The sequence below is a fragment of the Anaerotruncus sp. 80 genome (genome assembly GCF_009936115.1).
Lineage (GTDB): Bacteria > Bacillota > Clostridia > Peptostreptococcales > Anaerovoracaceae > Senimuribacter > Senimuribacter intestinalis.
In genome coordinates, this window is record NZ_QWES01000017.1 from 58,834 (window position 1) to 78,291 (window position 19,458).

Sequence of the window (19,458 nt, forward strand, 5' to 3'; positions counted from 1 at the left end):
CTTTCTACTAAGTTATGTTTTTCTTTGTCTCATACTAATTTCATGCCTTTATCAGAACTGATTTTCTGACAACAGATGAAAGGTTTCTCTTGCGGCATTTTGCTCCGCTTCTTTCTTGCTTTTGCCTGACCCGCGCCCCAGCACCTTGCCATTGCAGGACAGATGGACATAGAAGGTTTTATCGTGATCTGGACCTTCCTCTCTGTCCAGGTGATAGGAAATGATAATCTTCTTTCCGCGTTTTTGCAGAACTTCCTGCACCTGCGTCTTATAATCGGTAAATATTCTGCCTGCAAGGGCATCCTCAATAGTCTTCGCAAACTCTCTTGAAACAAAGCGAAAGGCTTCTTCAAAACCGCCATCTAAATAAATAGCACCTACTACAGCTTCCACTGCATCAGCAAGAATGGATTCTCTGTGTCTGCCTCCAGAGTGTTCTTCGCCTTTTCCCATATTCAAATATGCACCAATGTCAAGGCGTCTTGCCACCTGCGCCAAAGACTTTTCGCAGACAATAAGAGCTCTGGTTTTAGTCAGTTTTCCTTCATCCACTTTTTCCAAAAGCTTATAAAGCTCCACACTAATAATTGCGTCAAAAAAAGCGTCACCTAAGAACTCCAGCCGCTCGTTGTTATTTTTAACCTCAGTTCCATGCTCTCTGCAGAAGGAACTGTGGGTCAGCGCCTTGTTCAAAAGTTCTTTATCTTTAAATATATATTGGATTTTCTTCTCAAAATCTCCGTTATTCACTGATTAGTATCTCCTCAATCTCCAAAACTGAATTCTGTATGGTATCTACCACATTTTCCTCCACATAAGGGATTGCCTTCATGATGGTCTGCTTTACGGCCAGAGCATCAGAAGAGCCATGCATTTTCAGAAGGGCTCCCTTTACGCCAAGAAGCGGCGCCCCACCATATTCTGCGTAGTTAAACTCTTTTTTAATTTCTGAAAGCTGATCTTTCAAAAGAACCGCACCAAGTTTGGACTTAGTCGTTGACAGAAATCTGCGCTTCATCTCGCGAAGTACCATCAAACCCATACCTTCTGTCAATTTAATGATTGCATTCCCCGTAAAACCATCTGTAACGATGATATCGCAAATGCCATCCTGCAGACTTCTTGCCTCAATGCTGCCGATAAAGTTCAGATTACTCTTTGAAAGCAGTTCATAGGCAGCCTTTGTCAAAGTAGTACCTTTGCCTTCTTCTGTTCCGTTATTGACAAGTCCTACAGTCGGGTTCTCTCTCTTCAAAACCTTTTCCATATAAATGCTGCCCATAGTGGCAAACTCTAAAAGATTGCCTGGCTTGCACTCTGCGTTAGCGCCGGTATCTACCAAAAGAGATGGCTGCATGCCGATGACTGGATAAACCGTTGCCAGGGTCGGTCTGTCGATTCCTTGAATTCTTCCCAGAATAAAAAGCCCTCCTGCCAGAAGTGCCCCGGTGCTTCCTGCCGAAAGGAACACATCCGCTTCTTTGTTCTTCACCATGTTAAGTCCTTTGACGATAGAAGAATCCTTTTTAGTTCTAACCGCCTTGACAGGAGCTTCGTCGTTGGTAATTTCTTCGCTTGCGTCAATGACCTCTATCTTTTCAGAAATGGTCCCGTATTTTGCAAGGCATGCTCTGATTTTATCCTCATGACCAATAATCGTAATCTTATCTTTAATCTCTTTTGCTGCTGCAACTGCACCTTCTACAATAACTTCCGGCGCGTGGTCGCCACCCATACCGTCCAATAAAATTCTCATTCTGTTCCTCCTAGCTCGCTGTCGCGTGAGCATACATAATTTATTTTAACACAATTCCATGTTTTATGCAAGAAATGGAAGGATTCTATAATAAATGTTAGGAAGCGACCTCAACATTTAACATAGAACCAAAAACTACGTTACCGTTGTGCAAAGGAAGCCATGTTTCGCTTATTAGCACAACCGACAACCATAAAAGTTGTGCATACTAATGCTATAAGTGATGTCTTGCACAACGTTTCAATTTTTTACCGTTTAACAGCAAAAAAGTTGTGCAATCATAGGTATTTCCCGCCTGTTTTACACAACTTTCTGTTTGTATTCCACGATAAATACAGATCTGTCTGTTGGAAGTTGTGCAGGATAGTCTTCAGAAAACTATTTTGCACAACCGACACCGCCAAGAGTTGTGCAAATCAATACTATAAAACTTTTCCCTGCACAACTTTTTAAAAAATATACCCCCTACCCCTATATTACTGTACAATCTGATTGATAAATTTCATATACAAAAGAGAACTGCTCTCATGCACAAATTCCCGTGCAAAAGCAGTCCTCTTTCTTTTGATTTAAAATATCTGCTGTTTTACAGCATTTCTTTAATTACTGCGTCAATCTTTCTGGCTACTTCTCTGAAATCCTCTTCCTTGTAGCCTCTTGTGGTCATCGGCGCTGTACCAATTCTAACACCACTGGTTTCCTTCGGAGAACGTTTCTCGCCTGGCACGCAATTTTTGTTCAGGGTAATGCCGACTTCATCTAATTTATCCTGCAAATCCTTACCGCTGAACGGGAATTCCAGTAAATCTAATAGAAATACATGATTATCAGTGCCGCCGGTTACAATCTTGTAACCCAGTTTCAGGAATTCATCAGCAAAGGCTTTGCAGTTAGCGACAACCTGCGCTGCATATTCCTTATATTCCGGTCGAAGAGCTTCTTCCGCGCACACTGCTTTTCCTGCGATTACGTGTTCCAACGGACCGCCCTGGGCATAAGGGAACACCGCGCTGTCTACCTTTTTTGCTAAATCCTGACGAGCAAAGATCAGACCGCCTCTTGGTCCTCTCAAAGTCTTATGGGTTGTGGTGGTTACGATATCCGCATGACCGAATGGAGATGGGTGCGCACCTCCTGCCACAAGACCTGCAATGTGTGCCATATCCACCATAAAGTAAGCCCCTGCTTCCTTTGCAATTTCGGCAAAAGCAGCAAAGTCGATGATTCTGGAATAAGCGGAAGCACCAGTCAGAATCAGCTGCGGCTTGTATTCCTGCGCCTTCTTTCTGACGTCTTCCATATCGATGAATCCATTCTCATCTACATCGTAAAATACCATGTTGTAAAGCTTTCCGCTGAAGTTGACGCCGGATCCATGAGTCAAATGTCCACCGTTATCCAAACTCAGGGACAAAATGGTATCCCCCGGCTGCAAAATTGCCTTATATGCTGCAAAGTTTGCCTGAGAGCCGCTGTGTGGCTGCACGTTTACGTGGTAATCGGTGTCAAATACCTTTCTCCACATATCGCAGCAGTATTCCTCAAGCTCGTCGACAAACTTGGTTCCGCCATAGTATCTGCTGGTGTTGCCGGAGGTTCTCACATAAGGATAGCCTTCTGCATACTTCCAGGAAAGACAGCTTCCGCAAGCAGCCAGTACCGCCTCAGAACAATAATTTTCTGAAGCAATCAGCTCAATGTTGTTCTTCTGTCTGTTATATTCCTTTTCAATCAGATTCCCCACAACTGGAGAGGATTTCTTAATAAATTCAAAATTCTCTACGTTATAGGTGCTGTTATCTGCGCCTTCTCTGTTAAACATGTGTACACTTCCTTTCGGTTTTTGAAAATACCGTATTATTGTATCACAACAAAGATGGACTATTCAACCTAATTCTGTTCAAATCCATGAAATTCACGAAAAAAACAGTTTACACTTCTTCCATCTGTAAAATAGACACTTCAAAGGCAGTTTTGACCATCACATCGCCGTCCTCACATTTTTTCTTATACTGCCTGCTTTGAATTCTTCCGTGAAGGGCAATCTTTGCCCCCACTTCAAGACTTGATGAGTACACCGCATTTCGACCCCATGCAATGCACGGTATGTAGTCGGATTTGTTGTAAAGCCGGTTGACCGCCAGCATAATGTCGCAGATTTTGCGCCCCAAAGGCGATGTCCTCCCAAGAGGCGGTTTGCAAATATAACCTTCCAGATAAATCTGATTCAGAGGTTCAAAGCATTCCTCTGCCTCAGCTATATCTCTTGCAAAGACTACAATATTTAAGCGGTTGTGACCGTCTACATCTTCGTTATACGTGCGAATCTGCCCCTGTACCTCAATCCACATGCCGACTTCAATCTGCATGGTGTTCAAAATCCGTTCGGAAGCCATGACAATAATTTGGTCTTCGTATCCGCTGTTTCTGGCAATGCCCACCTCAAAAGTATAAAATGCTTCCCCATATGTTTTATGATTCAGCTTCAGCCCATCTATGATTTCACCCCGAATACATGCTATGTTTGTAGGGTTATTACTGTCCGTCGTATTTATCATATTTTCCCTCCCAGAAATTCACATTAGTACATTGTATTCTGAGACGCAGAAAGTATGCCAATTAGCTAGTTTCCCCTGCCAGCGCTACCGGATTGTATAAATTAGGGCATTTTATCGTATAAACAAGACTGTCTGCCTGCGCCGAAGTCAACGTATCCGGCGTCTTGCCGAAGTAATAGCCAGCCGCTTCCTTAATTCCATAGCAGTTTTCTCCAAAATAAATACAGTTTAAATACATTTCCAGGATTTCATCTTTGGAATAATCCCACTCCAGGTGAAACGCTACAAAGACCTCCGCTACCTTTCTCTCCATAACCTTTTCAAAATCGAAATACATATTCTTTGCAAGTTGCTGCGTAATTGTGCTTCCACCTTCTACAAAGCTTCCCGCAATGATGTCATTTTTTACTGCTCTTGCAATAGCGAGAGGATCTATGCCAAAATGCCAGGAAAAGCGTTTATCCTCAGACTTTATAATCTCTTCCACAAAATAATCGGACATCTCTGACAGAGGTACATAATCGTCACGTTCTCTGATTTCAGAAACTTTCTCTTCCAGGGGTACTTTTTCCACCGCAGTTTTGTACAGCTGATAGCCCCTGTACACTGTTGGCGCTGCAGCAATGCTGCATGCAAGCGCCAGTACCAAACAAACCTTAAATAGCTTTCTCATAAAAAAACACCCCTTTCCCATTTGATACTTTCATTGTATCCCATGAGAAAAGGGTATTCCATAGATATTCGTTACAGATTGCTTACAGTTTTGTAAGGTCCTTTTCTAAGAATCCTTGCGCCAAGCTGCTGCAGCTTTATTCCAGTACTTGTTCATCACCGTCACAATTACAAACCCCAGCGAAATAGCAAGAGCAATTGTAATTGCTGCGGTTCCATTTTCAGCAAACATGGCTTTGTCTTCGCTGACAAGACCATACATGGTATAATACAGTCTACCTCCGGGAATCAGCGGCACTGCTGCAGCAGTCAGAAAAATCGTCGCAGGAGCGCGATTTACCCGCGCCATAACCTCTGCGTAAACTGCTACAAAGACAGATGCAATAAGATTTGCCTCAAAATTGCTGCCTAGCCATTCAAAACAGGCAAGGTAAATGCCCCATGTAACCAGCCCTCCGATACCTGCATACAACACCTGCCTGCCTTTTATTTTTAGCATAAGAGCAAATCCAATGGATCCCAGAAAAGCAACAATCAGCTGTACAATCATAAGACACCTCCAAGGAGTATAATAGTCAGGGCAAAGCCACAGGCAATCGCTGCTGCTATTAAAAGAGAATTGCACAGGCGTAAAAGCCCCGAAGCGATATCCCCTGTCAGCATATCACGCACTGCGTTGGTCAATGCAATGCCAGGAATCAGTAGCATAATTCCGCCAATCATGAGCATCTCCACATGATCTCCAATGCCCAGCGCTACAAAAACATGCGCGCAAATACCTGCAACCACCGATGCTACAAAGTGATATACAATCTGATTTTTTTCCTGCTTTGCGTAAAACAACTCAAAGAGGACCATAACAATCGCCATCAGCGATGACGCTAGGCCATCTTTGACACTGCCACCAAAGAAGACAGCAAAAGCTCCAGCTCCCAGCATGCAGCCGATAAAATGCAACCAAACAGACTGTTTAGGACGCGCCAAAACCTCATCAAATTTTTGTCGAAGTTCGCAAACGTCCGGCTTATTCGCACAGATATATCTGCTCAAATTATTGAGATAATCAAGGCGATCGAAATTAGTATCATAGCGAATCAGTCTTCTGATATGGGTCAAAATTCTGCCGTCTGGTGCTTCCATAGTTACCTGAATGTTGGAGGTAATGATAAACACATTAATCCGCTCTGCGCCGTAGCTTTCGCACATGCGCAAAATGCTGTCCTCCACACGACTAACTTCTGCACCGCAGCAGACCATCTCTTCTCCAATATCTAAAATGCCCTGTAAAATTCTGTCATAATCGAAATCCATTTATGCAATCTCCAGTTTCATAACCTCTGGGTGGCAATTCTTCTGATACTGCGGACAGTACTTGCACTCGAAGAAATTAGGGGCTGTTTCCGGATCGATGGCAGTAAAGCCGTTAGCGCGGAAGAATCCTGGCGCTCTTGCTACCAGATAAAGACTATCCCCACCAAGCTCCTTCACCGTATCAATCACCTTCTGCAGCAGTATATTGCCCACTTTCAACTTGCGATAAGGCGCATCCACCGCAATGCCGTCGATGATATAGCGGCCTTCTCTCTTTGCGAGAACCACTGCACCTACCAGGTGTTCCTCTGCACCGTGGACAATTTCAAAGCATCTTACGATATCCGTATCCACTTCCTCATCACCGTCAAATTCAAGCTCATTTTCAACAAAAAACTGAACCAATTTCTCATACGCATCTGTCTGTCTCAAAATCAAACGCATCATATCGTTTCCTCTCCCATATTGTCTTCCAAAGTAAAGATTTTTAGTCGATTGTGCAAAACGCTGAAAGTCAGCGGCAGTTTTTCACCGTGTTCACCGTCAATATCCGTCGGTAAATCGCTGGACGCTTCTATTTTCAGGCTGTTGGTCTGAAAATGCAGCACTCTTTTGCTGGACGGATGGTTTCCTTGTAAAATTTTCACGAAAACCCCTGGCATTTCCAAAAGTCCCATGTTCCTAAACAGAATGACGTCGAGAAGTCCGTCGTTAATCTCTGAATCCGGTGAAATTTTCTTAAAACCGCCTGCCGATTTTCCGTTCATCACCACCATAAAATACATCTTTTCGCGGTAAACTTTTTCCGGCGTCGTCAGAGTCACCTTAATTGGCTTCAAGTTAGGCACTTCGGACAGTCCCTTTAGATAATATGCCAAAATACCGATAGTATTCTTTAAGGTTGGGTCGGTCTTCTGGCTGACGTCCACAACCTGCCCCATGGCTGCCACGTTGATAAAGTGACGGTCGTTGACCTTTCCCACATCGGCATAGGTATAATTATCCCCAAGAGCGATGTCCACCATGCGCTCTATATCGCCGGGGATATTGAAGTAATACGCAAAGTCATTCGCCGTTCCTGCAGGAAAAATCGCCAGCGGCAGATAGATATCATTTCGTATCATAGCGTTAACACATACATTGATGGTGCCATCGCCTCCGGCAGCGATAATCTGCCTGTATTCATTCTGCGTACCTTCTCTGCTGATTTCCGCCAAAAAATCAGCAATCACTGTACCGTGAGCCGCCCGCACCGGCACCACCAGATAACCTGCGTCCTGGCAGCGACCGATGATATAGTCCAGATTGTTCTTGAACATGCCGCTTCCGGAATTTGGATTATAAAACAAAATAATCTTGTTAAGTTTCTCTGACTCCTTTTTCATTGATAAGTCCTCTAATCTTTCCAATCAAATATAATGAACCTGTGAATAATATTACATCATACGCTTCGTATAACCCCTGCGCACAGCTGACCGCCTCTTCTGCCTTGCTAAAGCAGTGGACATGACCTCCCCTTTTCTGCATCTTTTCTGCCAGTTCTTCTGCCGGCAGTTTTCTCGGATTGTCCGGCTCTGTGGCTATAAAATCCTTAGTTATATCCATAAAGGAGTCTAGAACTTCCTCCACTTCCTTATCTGCTAAAATACCGGTCACCATGAGGATTTTTTTATCTTTAAAGTGGCGAAGGACGGTTTCTTTCAGCGCCTTTGCCCCACCCGGATTGTGAGCGCCATCTAAGATTACAAAAGGCTCTTTTTCCATGATTTCAAAGCGTCCGATTTGCTTTGCCCGCTTAAAGCCCTCTGCAATCTGTTCATCGGTAACTGTGAAATCTCCTCGTTTATTTAACAGAGCGATTGCAGTCAGTGCTGTCAACGCATTTTGCACCTGATGACGCCCAACCATAGAAATCGTAAACTCGTAGGTTTCCTTTAGGACTTCAGCACGAACGCGAGTACCTTCTACCGTTTCTTCCAGAATTTCAAACGGACTTTGCAGTGCGTCAAAAATCGGCGTATGCTTTTCGATGGCCTTGTGCTTCAGTACCCACATGGCTTCCTCATTTTCTACACCGGTAATAACCGGACAGCCTTCTTTGATAATTCCCGCCTTTTCTGCAGCAATCTCCTCGATGGTCTCGCCCAGCCTGTCTGTGTGGTCCAGTGAAATAGAGGTAATAATGCTGCAAAGCGGCCGCTTTACTACATTGGTGGAGTCGCCCCTACCGCCAAGTCCTACTTCCAGCACTACAAAATCCGTATTCTTTTCTTTGAAATAGAGAAAAGCAACGGCAGTAATCACTTCAAATTCTGTCGGTGATTCATGACCTTCTGCAACCATTTCTTCTGTCATTGCAAGGACGACGTCGCTGCACCGCTGCAAATCCGCATCGGAAATAAAGCTGCCGTCAAATTCGATTCGTTCGTTGAATACCTCCAGAAAAGGCGAAGTAAACAGCCCGCACCGGTAGCCGGCTGCCTGCAGAATCTCATAGAGATACCTGCAGACAGAGCCTTTGCCGTTGGTTCCTGCAACGTGAAGCACTTTTAAATCCTCGTGAGGATTGCCCAGCTTTTCAAGAAGCACATTCATTCGTTCCAGCCCCAGCACCCAGCCAAATTTCTGAAATTCACTGATTTTGCTGATTGCATCCATCTTATTTGTTCACTTTCTTTGCGACCATAGCGAGTCTCGCCTCTACCTTGGCCAGCATATCTTCATATTTTGCCTGTTTTTCTTTTTCCTCGTTGATCACCTTTTCAGGTGCCTTTGCAAGGAATCCCTGGTTAGAAAGCTTGCCGGAAACGCGCTTTACTTCACCTTCCAGCTTTTTCTTTTCCTTGGTCAGACGATCAAACTCAGCATTAAAATCTACAAGGTCATCCAGCGGAATAAAGATTTCGATTCCTGCGATGACGGCAGACATAACCTCTTCTGGCACTTCCGACTTGTCAGTTACAAATTTGATATCACTGATGTTGGCAAGGTCTTTGATATATCTCTCGCCGCCCTTGATAATTTCCATCTTTTCTCCCTGCGCCAAAATCACTGCACGCAGCTGCTTGCTCGGTTTTGCGTCAGTTTCAGCACGGATATTTCTGATTGCGCCGATAGCTTCCATAGCGATTTCCAGTTTTTCCTCTTCTGCTGCAAAGCGCCTTTCTTCTGCAAATTCCGGCCATTTCGCCTGAATCAGGAAGCAGTTCGGATTCTCCTCTCTTTCGCAGTCGGAGTGCGGCAGGAAGGACCAGATTTCTTCTGTGATAAACGGCATGAACGGGTGCAGCATTTCCAGCATGTTCTTCAAAACCATAACCAGAACGAATCTGACAACCTTCTTGTCTTCTTCATCGTCGCCCCAGAGTCTTTTCTTTACCAGCTCGATATACCAGTCGCAGTACTCGTTCCAGATCAGTTCGTAAACTCTCTGTCCCGCCAGCGCAAGGTCATATTTTTCCAGCGCCTTTGTCACATAGTCGGCAGCGTCGTTGACTCTGCTGATTATCCATTTATCTTCATCGCGCAGTGCGATATTTGCAAAGTTTGTAGTGTCTCCGCAAGCCATGCCGCAGCAGTCAGCGCAGCATTTTGCCAGTTCTTTAAAGTTGCCTTCTTCGTCCTTAAGGTTCATGATAACGAATCTGGAAGCGTTCCAAAGTTTGTTGGCGAAATTTCTAGCAGATTCCAGCTTGTCGGTTTTAAAACGCATATCGTTACCTGGCGTAATACCTGTAGTCAGCATAAAACGCAGAGCATCTGCGCCGTACTGGTCGATTACTTCCAGCGGGTCGATGCCGTTTCCAAGGGACTTACTCATCTTGCGACCTTCTGCGTCACGAACCAGTCCGTGAATATATACGTGATGGAACGGAGATTCTCCCATGGCTTCACAGCCGGAAAATACCATTCTGATGACCCAGAAGAAAATGATGTCGTATCCGGTTACCAATACGTCGGTCGGATAGAAGTATTCCAGTTCCTTGGTCTTTTCCGGCCAGCCCAGTGTGGAAAACGGCCACAGCGCAGATGAGAACCAGGTATCAAGAACGTCCTCGTCCTGCGCTAAATCGGCAGAACCGCACTTTGGACACTTGGTTGGATCTTCCTCCGCTACAATCAGTTCTCCGCATTCCTGACAGTACCATGCCGGGATTCTGTGTCCCCACCAAAGCTGCCGGGAAATGCACCAGTCTCTGATTTCTTCCAGCCAATGGAGATAAGTCTTTTCAAAACGTTCAGGCACGTGAGTCAGCACACCGCTCTTTGCAGCTTCAATAGCAGGCTTTGCCAGTTCTTCCATCTTGACAAACCACTGATCGGAAAGCATTGGCTCGATGACAGTGTGGCATCTGTAGCACTCGCCTACCGGAATAACCTTCTCCTCGGTCTTCACAAGGTAGCCCGCTTCTTCCAGGTCTTTTACCCATGCTTTGCGGCACTGGTACCTGTCCATGCCTTCGTACTTTCCTGCCATGGCGTTCATTGTTGCATCTTCGTTGATACAGCAAAGATTTTCTAGTCCTGCACGCTGCCCTACTTCAAAGTCGTTAGGGTCGTGGGCCGGCGTAATCTTAACTGCGCCGGTTCCTTTTTCCGGATCCGGGTAAGGGTCTGCAATGACAGGAATTTCTCTGCCAACAAGTGGCAGAATGACTTTCTTTCCTACCATATCCTTATATCTTTCATCGCTTGGGTGTACGGCAATGGCAACGTCGCCGAACATAGTCTCAGGTCTTGAGGTTGCAACGACCATTTCCTTGCCGCCTTCTTCTGCAGCAGGATAGCGGAAATACCAATACTGTCCATTCTTGTCCTCGTGCTCTACTTCGGCGTCGGAAAGAGATGTACCGCACTGCGGACACCAGTTAATCAGACGGTTTCCTCTGTAAATGAGTCCCTTGTTATATAAATGAACGAAGAAATGTCTGACTGCCTTGTTGCAGCCTTCATCCATGGTGAATCGTTCTCTGCTCCAGTCGCAGGAATCTCCCAGCTTACGGCATTGTCTTGTGATTCTGCCGCCGTATTCTTCCTTCCATGCCCAGGCACGCTTTAAAAATTCTTCTCTGCCCAGATCTTCCTTCTCTTTTCCTTCATCGTTTCTAATCTTTTCTACAACCTTTACTTCCGTTGCAATGCTGGCGTGATCGGAACCCGGCAGCCACAGTGCGCTGTAACCCTGCATTCTCTTCCAGCGAGTCAGTACATCCTGCAAAGTCTGGTCCAGTGCATGTCCCATATGCAGCTGTCCTGTAATATTTGGCGGCGGCATGACAATAGTAAACGGCTTCTTGTCTTCTCTCACCTCAGCACGGAAAGCGCCGTTTTTCTCCCACATCTCGTAAATGCGATCCTCAAAATCCTTCGGATTATAGGTCTTTGCTAAGTTTTTTTCCATTGGAATCTCCTTCTTTCTATAGTTTGTTTTTCGGGTGCGCCAAGCTCCAGCAGGCAATAAAAAAGTCCTCTGTGAGCATGCACTCACAAAGGACGAAATTATTCCGCGGTACCACCTTTGTTCCATCTGAAGCTAGTCCAGATGACTCTCATTTCCAAAACAGCTCCAAAGCAACCTTCGGCGGACACATTCTCTAAGGTCTCTCAGCCTATGAACCTTATTCTCTGTAGAGTGTTTTCTCGCTTACTCCTCTTCTTCAACGCTGCATATATTTTTCGTTTACCTCAAATAGTATACCTAAAAGAAGTAAGATTTGCAAGGGTTTATTTTGTTGGTTTTGGCTGCGTTTAGTTTGAAGTTCATTATTGACGATGGTGCATAAGCTATGGACGCCAACTTCACTGCTTATTTTATAAATCCTTGCGTTACCTCTCCGAAATATGCCAACTTTCAGCGGTTTCTATAAGATTATTGCGCCAAGCTACTGGATTTAGCAGATGTAAATCTGCCGCAGCAAACCACCGCCTGGAAGTATTGAATCTGCTTTAGCATTGTGTTTTCCTCCAAAGCACTGTATAGACTTTTTAGCCTTTCTTTCGAGTCAGAAAAATTCCAACGATTGCTCCTATTAAAATAATCGGTGCGATTCTAACAAACAGCCACTCAAGCGAGTGAAAGGCTACGCCTAATACCGCAGTTTCCGGATCGCTATAGTTCCAACCTAAGTAAGGACTGACGGAAACGATTAGAAAGGCAAAAATGATTATGATAACCGCAGACAATGTAATAAGCAGCCAGTGAATCAGCGTTCTTCTTGCATTCTTCCGCTTTGCCAGCTGCAGGTTTATAATTTCCAGCTTTTCAGAAATTACTTTTAGGTCATCGACCTTTGTCTCAGCAATGGTTTCTCCAAGCAAAGCGCTGACTGGCGTTTCAAAGACCTCTGATATGGCGATTAGCATATCCGAATCCGGTACTGACAATCCCTGTTCCCATTTAGAGATCGTTTGTCTCACCACATTCAGCTTAACTGCAAGTTCCTCTTGAGAAAGTCCTTTTGATTTTCTAATTGTCTTAATATTTTCGTTTAACATTTTTAGATTTCCTCCTTTTTCAATCGATAAGGCGATTGTATAAGGAACCGTCCGTTGCTGCAAGCAACGCAAATTAACATTTGAAATTATTGTAGCACAGACGTTTCTCATTGCCACGGTTCCATCGCTTGCCTAACACGGCAAACGCATGAAAAGTATCATGAACCATCAATACTGACAAAATGATAGCAGCATGCAGGATTTTGTCAGCAAATCGTGAAGAACCCCATCTTAATACGCCTGAAATCCTGACAGAACTGACAAAATCAAAAATAATTGTCAGTTCTGTCAGGATTTTTGATAGAAACACAGACAAAACTGACAAAAATTTAAAAATCTGTCAGCTTAGTCTGTTCCAAAAAATCACTAAATGTGTGGCGTTTATATGTCCACACATTTTTCTTCCTGAAAAAGTGATGCCCGGCTTATATTGGCATAGCTAAAAGAACCCTTTAGTTTTTTTCATACAATTTATAATTCTTCCTTCAACGCTTTGATGGTCTTTCCAAACACCGGATGCCGCACCCAGGGTGCAATCTGCGCCAGAGGTGTCAGCACAAAGTCTCGCTTATGCATTTCCACATGAGGAATCGTAAGCGCCTCGCTGTCCATTACCAAATCATCGTAGAGCAAAATATCCAAATCCAGTGTTCTCGGTCCCCAGTGGATTTCCCGCTTTCTGTCAGCCGCAGCCTCTATCTCATGAAGAAGCGTAAGCAGTTCTGCAGGCGAAAGCAGGGTTTCCAGTTCCAAACAGCTGTTGAGAAAATCGTCCTGCTCTACACCGCCGTAAGGTTCGGTAACGATATAATCTGCAACCTTCTTGACACGGCAACCCTCTGACTGAGAGAGACGAGAAACTGCCATGTCCAAATAACCTTTCTTATCCCCCAGATTAGAACCCAGTGCAATATAGCAGCGATGCCAGAATCTGGTGATTTTAACCGATACATAGTCGAGCGGCAGCTTTACCGGCGCCCATGGCTTTTTGATTTCCAGGGAAATGCCGCGTACCAGCGGAAATGCCTCAAGAACAGCCCATGCCAGCTGCTCTGCCGCAGCCTCTATAAGTTTATAGGTATGTTCCTGCAGGAATCCTACCATAAACTGTGATACTTCCCCATAATGAGTGGATTCTGTCAGGTCATCGCTTCTTCCTGCACTCTGCAAATCACTATAAAGCACAGCGGACACAACAAACTTTTGTCCCAGTGCAGTCTCCTCGGAAAAAACGCCATGATTGGCAAAAAACTGCAGATTTTCTATATGAATTTCATCGTACTTTTTCATTTTCCTTCTCCCATAATCGCAAGGGTCATTTGAATCGCCCTGAAATTTTCTTTGATATCGTGGACACGAACAAAGGCTGCGCCCTTCATCACACCCATGACTGTCGTTGCTACCGTTCCTTCGACACGCTCCTCTACTGGTAGATTGAGCGCATTTCCAATCATAGATTTTCTGGAAGTCGCAAGAAGCACTGGATAGCCAAGGGCACACAGATCTTCCAGTCGGTTTACCGCAATGAGGTTGTGCTCATATGTTTTTCCAAAGCCTACACCTGGGTCCAGCATAATCTGGTCTTTTGAAATTCCTGCTACCTGTGCAATTTCCAACGTTTCTCGCATGTCTTCCAACATATCTGCCATAAAATCCTCGTATTCGGCTTTTTCCCGGTTATGCATGAGGCAGCAAGGAACATCATACGCAGCAATCAGCTCCGCCATCTGCACATCATATTTCAGTCCCCAGATATCGTTGACCATGTCCGCACCCGCTTTCAACGCCGCTTCGACAACCTGGGGCTTATAACTGTCGATGGAAACCGGCACATCAAAATTTTCCTTTACCATTTTAATATACGGTACCACCCGCCGGATTTCCTCCTCTATGCTAATCTGCATATGCCCCGGTCTTGTGGACTCTCCGCCGATGTCGATTAAGTCGGCACCTTCATCAATCATCTGTGCCACATGCGCTTTCGCCTGCGTCAGGTCGTTCCACTTTCCTCCATCAGAAAAGGAATCCGGCGTGACGTTAAGGATTCCCATGATATAGCAGCTATTTACAAAGTCAAAATCTCTATTTCCAATTTTCATTTCAGTCTTTGATCTCCTTGTTTTTCTTATCTTCACTCCAGTTACAGACGTCCTGTTGTTTACAATAAAAACAATTTCGTGAACCTTTATCTGCACGATACAAAAGTCCCGCTAAATCAGGTCGTAATCTGGTATCCGGCTGTCTATGGGCACCAATCGCCTCAATAATTGCAGCGCATTCCCCTTCGCAAAAGCCGGTTTCACTCAAAATCGTACCTGCCAGTGCGCAGCTTGCCTCATCATGCGATATGCCCTGCACATACTCCAGACCTCGTCCAATATCGTGAAGCAGCGCCGCCGCATAAATCAATTCCTTGCTGACTCCGAGACTTTCTTCCAGATTTTCGATACATGCCAGCCTTGCTGTATCCAGCAAATGAGTCAAATCGTGCTTACAATATACACGAGTCTCTTCCATAGACTCAATTTGCGCCATCGCTCCCTGCCAAAGCGGGTGCCTGATGATTCGATTTACTCGCTTCATGTGTTCCATCACTTGCCCATCACCTGAAAGAAACGATTCTGCAGCTTCTCATCCTGCTCAAACGCACCTCTGGTAACCACTGTCACAGTCTTTGCACCCGATTTTTTAATGCCTCGCATGGTCATACACATATGCTCTGCTTCGATGAGCACCATGACTCCTTTGGGCTGCAATTCTTCCATAAAAGCGTCAGCAATCTGCGCTGCAAGCCGCTCCTGCAGCTGAAATCGCTTTGCGAAAACCTCCACAGTTCTGGCAATCTTGGAAAGTCCTACAACCTCACCATTTGGAATATATGCTACAGCTACATTTCCATAAAAAGGAAGCATATGGTGTTCACAGAAAGAATAAAAATGAATATCTTTCTCCAAAATCATGTCGCTGTTTTCCACATGAAACCGCTTGGCAAGATGCGTCTGTGCACTGTCGGTATATCCAGCTGCAAGTTCCTCGTACATACGTGCAATCCGCTCCGGCGTTTCCCTCAGTCCTTCCCTATTTATATCTTCGCCGATTCCCTCAAGAATCAAGCGGACACCTTCTTTTATCTTTTCACTATCCATTACTGTATCATGTCCTTTCAATAGTTCATTGCCCATAGATTTCATTATATGACATTTCCCCGCGAAGTACAAGGAAAAAGCAAGAAAAACACATATTCACACAATCATTATCTTATGTATGGCTTAGTGCCCTTTTCAACAGATTTTACCAGATAAATTGAGAATTATAACTTTAAGCTATATTGTAAAAGATTATAACGATGTCCGTCTTTGCCGTCTATTTCAGTTACTGTAGAAATCATCGAGAAACCAAATGACTCTGCCAAAAGATTAGATGCTCTGTTTTCCTCTCTTGTCGAATAAATAAATTCTTTTGCATCAAACTCCTTTTTGCAATATTGAATCAACCCCCAAAGAATCTGTTTTCCAAACCCTTTCCGTACATAATTGGGACCTAAACATATCCCTGCTTCTTGATAGGTGCAAGGACCAATCTTTTCTACGCCGGCAAAGCCAATCGCCTTACCACTTGCCCTTTCATAAACCAAATATGTATCATGCTCTTTTTGAAATGCAATAGTTTTTATCATCCGTATTTTGGCATCATCTTCGTTTGTAGTAATACTCCAAGACATGTATTTTGCACTTTCCGGTTGAGACCAAACATTGTAATACATTTCTTTCCAATCCGAAAACTCCGCCTTATCAAGAATAAGACTCTCTGTTTCAATCATTTTCAAATTCTCCTGCAAATCCCAATTTACCCACTTAAATTACACCTATTTTTACAGGTATCCGTCTACTGTTTTTTCATCTATAAATCACTTTTGAAACTCCGAATCCGGGTCGCCCATGGCTTTCCAGCCAAACCGCACCACAGATACGATAATTGAAGTTAAAGTGATGGCTTCATTTAGAACGCCGCCCCACGAGCCGGCATAGATATCGTAAATCAGCCAGCAAGGTGATGCACAGAACAAATTAGCCCCTCTTATCATCTTCGCATTATTGGTCCAATAGAAAATTGTACTAACCGATGACGCTAAAAATGTCAAAATGGTAACAGGACCTGCCCATGTAAAAATCAGAACCACTGCAAAGGCAGCACAAAATGCCCACGCAAGTTCTTTCCTCTGCACCCATTTCCATTCATTGTACTTTGTCAAAAGCGCATATCTCAGAATATTAAGCAACATGCTCAAACAGCCGCTGTACGCACCCAGCATGAAAAACTGAATGCAGAAAAGCAGCGAACCTAAAAGCTGAAATATGTACAGCGCCCTATTGGACTTGATTTGATAAGAAACGATAAAGGCAATTACGCCCAGAAATCCGATTCCCTGTATGAAGATATCCATATCTTTTCACCTCGCAACCACAATTGGCTGATAAAATCCAGTTTCTTCCGGCATTTTCCAGATAACTTCGCAAAATCCGCCGGCAAGGAGTAAATCTGTCAGTTCCTGTCTGCGCACTGCTCTGTATTCACAGGCAAACTTGCTGATTCGCGGTTCTCCCTCATCTTCGATGATATATTGGGTAAACTGATAATGGTCGCCATTCCAATCCCATGTCTGAAAAGAAACCCGCTGACCACCCTCGGTTTTGTGAATGTATGGCGGCGAATAAGTCGGTTTTTCCGCAAGAATGCTGTCATAGTCTCTAATGCTTGCGACAAAAATACCGCCGGATTTTGTACGGTCTGAAATGCTGTTTACCGCACTTGCCAGCGCCTCATGGGAAAGCATATGTGGAAGCGCATTGTCCATTGCGATGACGATATCAAACTGCCGATCAAAAGTTTTGGATAAAGCACAGAAATCCGCCTGAGTAAATACAATATCTACATGATTATCCGCAGCTCTCTTTTTCGCCTCTGCAAGCTCCCCCTCGCTGAGATCCGAAGCAGTTACTTTATAACCTTTTTGTGCGATACCTACAGCCTGCGTACCAATGCCGCATGCGCAGTCGAGAATCTCTGCATCAGTATCAAAGCCGTAACCTTTAAAAATCTTATCTAAAAGCGCCGCTTGTTCTTTGGTTGTTTCCTCCCAATTCTGAAACAGCTTATCGTATTGACTTGCCATCTGGTCGTAAAAATTCTGTGTAATAGCTATTTTCATAGACTTCCTTTCTGTGTTACCAATTTTTTTGCAAAATAATTTCCAGAGGCTCACCGGAAAGCAGCAAAGCCCCACAATCAATAATCCGTTAACTGTGTGCCATAGCCTTTACCTCTGTAACCTTCCAGAAAAAACAACATATTCATAAAAGGAATGCTGTCCCAGAACAAATTGTACCGCAGCCAGCCGGCAAATGTGTTCGCCTGGAACATAACGAGAATTCTTCCTGATTCTATACAGTTTCTAAGTTCCTCTTCAGAAACTCCGTGTTCATACTGTTTCAGAACTTCAAAGTCATTCATATTTGCATATCGAATCATATCATCTTCTCCTTATTGCTATATGAAAGGAAAATTTTCCTCGTCATAAGCTTTTACACGCTTAGCATTCAGTTCATCATCGTAAATATCTGATTCATAGTATTTGCCGCCTTTAGCAGAAGAAAGATATCCAGGAATAAGTTCCATTCCCATAAATGCGGGATAATGATTTCCGTTTAAATCCGTTATACCCCACGTATACGCCTCTTTAAAGCCAAACTGCGGATAGTACTCCGGTCTGCCAAAGAATAGAATTGCTCCGAAACCCATTTTCTTTGCTTTAGCAATCATCCCAGTAAGGAGTGCCTTTCCAACACCTTTCCTCTGTAGCTCTGGCAATACGCTAATTGGTCCAAAATTCAAAACAGGAATCGTTCTATCTTCCATTCTTACTTCTGCCTTGCTGCAAATGACATGTCCTGCGATGGTTTCATCTATTTCAGCAACTAAACTAAGACCTGGTATTCCATCTCTCCGTCTCAACTCATGCACCATCCAGTGCTCATATGGACAGCCAATCCCTCCATCCTCTATTCTGCCAGGATAGGAAAAAGCTTCTCTGGTGATTTCTTCAACCCTGCGATAGTCCTTTTCCTGTTCCTCTCTAATTGTAATATTCACCTTTAACATATTATCTTTTTCTCTTGAAGTTATCATTATGTTCAATCTCCCTCTTATGCCCCAGATGTATACCAATATGTCCGATTCCCAGCGTGATGACCGCAACCAGCAGCAATATATTTTTCCCATATACCGCCAGCAGTCCAAATGCAAAAACCGGCAGGCTTGCGCCTGCTACGGGAATGCCGAGAAGACTGCTGTAAAAGTCCGCCATGGTTTTCTCGCTTTTGAAGTAGCGAATCCAAAATGCTTCATATAATACCAGAAGTAGAAAAGCTCCCGCCAAAATCAATGTCCTGCCGGACACCTGCCCTACATTAAAATCTGTAAATATCAGTGCCAAACAAGTTACTGCTACTTCTCCTACTCGCTCAAATGCCAACAGAATTTTATTTTCGCTGCCGACATAGTTCTCATAACCTACCGGTTTATTGCGGCTCCAAATCAAATTGGGCACCATCAGCATTGCCAAAAAGACAAGACCCACATAAGAAAATCCCAAATTCATCTCTTTTC

At 44.2% G+C, this 19,458-nt stretch carries 22 protein-coding genes; all 22 read right to left on the bottom strand.

Annotated elements, in window-relative coordinates:
- Positions 1-51 precede the first annotated feature (51 nt).
- On the bottom strand, positions 52-750 hold the full coding sequence (gene rnc / locus D1155_RS09880; RefSeq protein WP_160202236.1) for a ribonuclease III: 699 nt from the start codon (positions 748-750) through the stop codon (positions 52-54).
- Positions 743-1,756, bottom strand: a complete 1,014-nt coding sequence (gene plsX, locus D1155_RS09885; RefSeq protein ID WP_160202237.1) for a phosphate acyltransferase PlsX — start codon at positions 1,754-1,756, stop codon at positions 743-745. The genes rnc and plsX overlap by 8 nt, the downstream gene beginning before the upstream one ends.
- Positions 1,757-2,342: 586 nt before the next feature.
- A complete protein-coding gene (gene glyA / locus D1155_RS09890) occupies positions 2,343-3,578 on the bottom strand; it encodes a serine hydroxymethyltransferase (protein ID WP_160202238.1) in 1,236 nt (411 codons plus the stop codon).
- A 109-nt stretch (positions 3,579-3,687) separates the two neighbouring features.
- Complete coding sequence (locus D1155_RS09895; protein ID WP_160202239.1) at positions 3,688-4,314, bottom strand: single-stranded DNA-binding protein; 627 nt, start codon at positions 4,312-4,314, stop codon at positions 3,688-3,690.
- Between the two features lie 61 nt (positions 4,315-4,375).
- A complete protein-coding gene (locus tag D1155_RS09900) occupies positions 4,376-4,987 on the bottom strand; it encodes a biosynthetic peptidoglycan transglycosylase (protein WP_160202240.1) in 612 nt (203 codons plus the stop codon).
- A gap of 105 nt (positions 4,988-5,092) precedes the next feature.
- Positions 5,093-5,536: a threonine/serine exporter family protein gene (locus tag D1155_RS09905; protein ID WP_160202241.1), complete on the bottom strand. Its 444-nt coding sequence runs from the start codon at positions 5,534-5,536 to the stop codon at positions 5,093-5,095.
- On the bottom strand, positions 5,533-6,297 hold the full coding sequence (locus D1155_RS09910) for a threonine/serine exporter family protein (protein ID WP_160202242.1): 765 nt from the start codon (positions 6,295-6,297) through the stop codon (positions 5,533-5,535). The genes D1155_RS09905 and D1155_RS09910 overlap by 4 nt, the downstream gene beginning before the upstream one ends.
- Positions 6,298-6,744 carry a GNAT family N-acetyltransferase gene (locus D1155_RS09915; protein ID WP_160202243.1) on the bottom strand — a complete coding sequence of 149 codons (447 nt, stop codon included), beginning with the start codon at positions 6,742-6,744 and terminating at the stop codon, positions 6,298-6,300.
- On the bottom strand, positions 6,741-7,682 hold the full coding sequence (locus D1155_RS09920; RefSeq protein ID WP_160202244.1) for a YegS/Rv2252/BmrU family lipid kinase: 942 nt from the start codon (positions 7,680-7,682) through the stop codon (positions 6,741-6,743). The genes D1155_RS09915 and D1155_RS09920 overlap by 4 nt, the downstream gene beginning before the upstream one ends.
- The gene (locus D1155_RS09925) at positions 7,657-8,955 is read right to left on the bottom strand and encodes a folylpolyglutamate synthase/dihydrofolate synthase family protein (protein WP_160202245.1); all 1,299 of its coding nucleotides are present in this window, start codon (positions 8,953-8,955) and stop codon (positions 7,657-7,659) included. Before D1155_RS09925 ends, D1155_RS09920 begins: the two co-directional genes overlap by 26 nt.
- 1 nt (position 8,956) lies before the next feature.
- The gene (locus D1155_RS09930) at positions 8,957-11,698 is read right to left on the bottom strand and encodes a valine--tRNA ligase (RefSeq protein ID WP_160202246.1); all 2,742 of its coding nucleotides are present in this window, start codon (positions 11,696-11,698) and stop codon (positions 8,957-8,959) included.
- A 584-nt stretch (positions 11,699-12,282) separates the two neighbouring features.
- On the bottom strand, positions 12,283-12,792 hold the full coding sequence (locus D1155_RS09935; RefSeq protein WP_160202247.1) for a helix-turn-helix transcriptional regulator: 510 nt from the start codon (positions 12,790-12,792) through the stop codon (positions 12,283-12,285).
- Positions 12,793-13,263: 471 nt separating this feature from the next.
- The gene (gene folK, locus D1155_RS09940) at positions 13,264-14,082 is read right to left on the bottom strand and encodes a 2-amino-4-hydroxy-6-hydroxymethyldihydropteridine diphosphokinase (RefSeq protein ID WP_160202248.1); all 819 of its coding nucleotides are present in this window, start codon (positions 14,080-14,082) and stop codon (positions 13,264-13,266) included.
- Entirely contained in the window at positions 14,079-14,891 is an 813-nt protein-coding gene (gene folP / locus D1155_RS09945) for a dihydropteroate synthase (RefSeq protein ID WP_160202249.1), read from the bottom strand. Before folP ends, folK begins: the two co-directional genes overlap by 4 nt.
- 1 nt (position 14,892) lies before the next feature.
- Positions 14,893-15,375 (bottom strand): HD domain-containing protein, encoded by a 483-nt coding sequence (locus D1155_RS09950; RefSeq protein WP_160202268.1) that lies wholly within the window; start codon positions 15,373-15,375, stop codon positions 14,893-14,895.
- 8 nt (positions 15,376-15,383) lie between these two features.
- The gene (gene folE, locus D1155_RS09955) at positions 15,384-15,938 is read right to left on the bottom strand and encodes a GTP cyclohydrolase I FolE (protein WP_160202269.1); all 555 of its coding nucleotides are present in this window, start codon (positions 15,936-15,938) and stop codon (positions 15,384-15,386) included.
- Between the two features lie 164 nt (positions 15,939-16,102).
- Complete coding sequence (locus tag D1155_RS09960; RefSeq protein WP_160202250.1) at positions 16,103-16,612, bottom strand: GNAT family N-acetyltransferase; 510 nt, start codon at positions 16,610-16,612, stop codon at positions 16,103-16,105.
- An 87-nt stretch (positions 16,613-16,699) separates the two neighbouring features.
- Positions 16,700-17,236 carry a YgjV family protein gene (locus D1155_RS09965; protein WP_160202251.1) on the bottom strand — a complete coding sequence of 179 codons (537 nt, stop codon included), beginning with the start codon at positions 17,234-17,236 and terminating at the stop codon, positions 16,700-16,702.
- A gap of 6 nt (positions 17,237-17,242) precedes the next feature.
- Positions 17,243-18,001 carry a class I SAM-dependent methyltransferase gene (locus D1155_RS09970; protein ID WP_160202252.1) on the bottom strand — a complete coding sequence of 253 codons (759 nt, stop codon included), beginning with the start codon at positions 17,999-18,001 and terminating at the stop codon, positions 17,243-17,245.
- A gap of 77 nt (positions 18,002-18,078) precedes the next feature.
- Positions 18,079-18,321, bottom strand: a complete 243-nt coding sequence (locus D1155_RS09975; protein WP_161880236.1) for a GNAT family N-acetyltransferase — start codon at positions 18,319-18,321, stop codon at positions 18,079-18,081.
- Between the two features lie 18 nt (positions 18,322-18,339).
- Positions 18,340-18,978: an N-acetyltransferase gene (locus D1155_RS09980; protein ID WP_160202253.1), complete on the bottom strand. Its 639-nt coding sequence runs from the start codon at positions 18,976-18,978 to the stop codon at positions 18,340-18,342.
- Positions 18,953-19,450, bottom strand: a complete 498-nt coding sequence (locus D1155_RS09985; RefSeq protein ID WP_160202254.1) for a hypothetical protein — start codon at positions 19,448-19,450, stop codon at positions 18,953-18,955. The genes D1155_RS09980 and D1155_RS09985 overlap by 26 nt, the downstream gene beginning before the upstream one ends.
- Between the last annotated feature and the right edge of the window lie 8 nt (positions 19,451-19,458).

Bases quoted from the DNA above. Each gene is read 5' to 3' on its own strand.
- D1155_RS09895 (WP_160202239.1), bottom strand. From the start codon at position 4,314: ATGATAAATACGACGGACAGTAATAACCCTACAAACATAGCATGTATT.
- D1155_RS09980 (WP_160202253.1), bottom strand. From the start codon at position 18,978: ATGATAACTTCAAGAGAAAAAGATAATATGTTAAAGGTGAATATTACA.
- D1155_RS09935 (WP_160202247.1), bottom strand. From the start codon at position 12,792: ATGTTAAACGAAAATATTAAGACAATTAGAAAATCAAAAGGACTTTCT.
- plsX (WP_160202237.1), bottom strand. From the start codon at position 1,756: ATGAGAATTTTATTGGACGGTATGGGTGGCGACCACGCGCCGGAAGTT.
- D1155_RS09960 (WP_160202250.1), bottom strand. From the start codon at position 16,612: ATGATTGAAACAGAGAGTCTTATTCTTGATAAGGCGGAGTTTTCGGAT.
- D1155_RS09965 (WP_160202251.1), bottom strand. From the start codon at position 17,236: ATGGATATCTTCATACAGGGAATCGGATTTCTGGGCGTAATTGCCTTT.
- D1155_RS09930 (WP_160202246.1), bottom strand. From the start codon at position 11,698: ATGGAAAAAAACTTAGCAAAGACCTATAATCCGAAGGATTTTGAGGAT.
- D1155_RS09925 (WP_160202245.1), bottom strand. From the start codon at position 8,955: ATGGATGCAATCAGCAAAATCAGTGAATTTCAGAAATTTGGCTGGGTG.
- D1155_RS09905 (WP_160202241.1), bottom strand. From the start codon at position 5,536: ATGATTGTACAGCTGATTGTTGCTTTTCTGGGATCCATTGGATTTGCT.
- D1155_RS09900 (WP_160202240.1), bottom strand. From the start codon at position 4,987: ATGAGAAAGCTATTTAAGGTTTGTTTGGTACTGGCGCTTGCATGCAGC.
- D1155_RS09910 (WP_160202242.1), bottom strand. From the start codon at position 6,297: ATGGATTTCGATTATGACAGAATTTTACAGGGCATTTTAGATATTGGA.
- D1155_RS09985 (WP_160202254.1), bottom strand. From the start codon at position 19,450: ATGAATTTGGGATTTTCTTATGTGGGTCTTGTCTTTTTGGCAATGCTG.
- D1155_RS09920 (WP_160202244.1), bottom strand. From the start codon at position 7,682: ATGAAAAAGGAGTCAGAGAAACTTAACAAGATTATTTTGTTTTATAAT.
- D1155_RS09915 (WP_160202243.1), bottom strand. From the start codon at position 6,744: ATGATGCGTTTGATTTTGAGACAGACAGATGCGTATGAGAAATTGGTT.
- D1155_RS09950 (WP_160202268.1), bottom strand. From the start codon at position 15,375: ATGAAGCGAGTAAATCGAATCATCAGGCACCCGCTTTGGCAGGGAGCG.
- D1155_RS09975 (WP_161880236.1), bottom strand. From the start codon at position 18,321: ATGATTCGATATGCAAATATGAATGACTTTGAAGTTCTGAAACAGTAT.
- folE (WP_160202269.1), bottom strand. From the start codon at position 15,938: ATGGATAGTGAAAAGATAAAAGAAGGTGTCCGCTTGATTCTTGAGGGA.
- folP (WP_160202249.1), bottom strand. From the start codon at position 14,891: ATGAAAATTGGAAATAGAGATTTTGACTTTGTAAATAGCTGCTATATC.
- D1155_RS09970 (WP_160202252.1), bottom strand. From the start codon at position 18,001: ATGAAAATAGCTATTACACAGAATTTTTACGACCAGATGGCAAGTCAA.
- folK (WP_160202248.1), bottom strand. From the start codon at position 14,082: ATGAAAAAGTACGATGAAATTCATATAGAAAATCTGCAGTTTTTTGCC.
- glyA (WP_160202238.1), bottom strand. From the start codon at position 3,578: ATGTTTAACAGAGAAGGCGCAGATAACAGCACCTATAACGTAGAGAAT.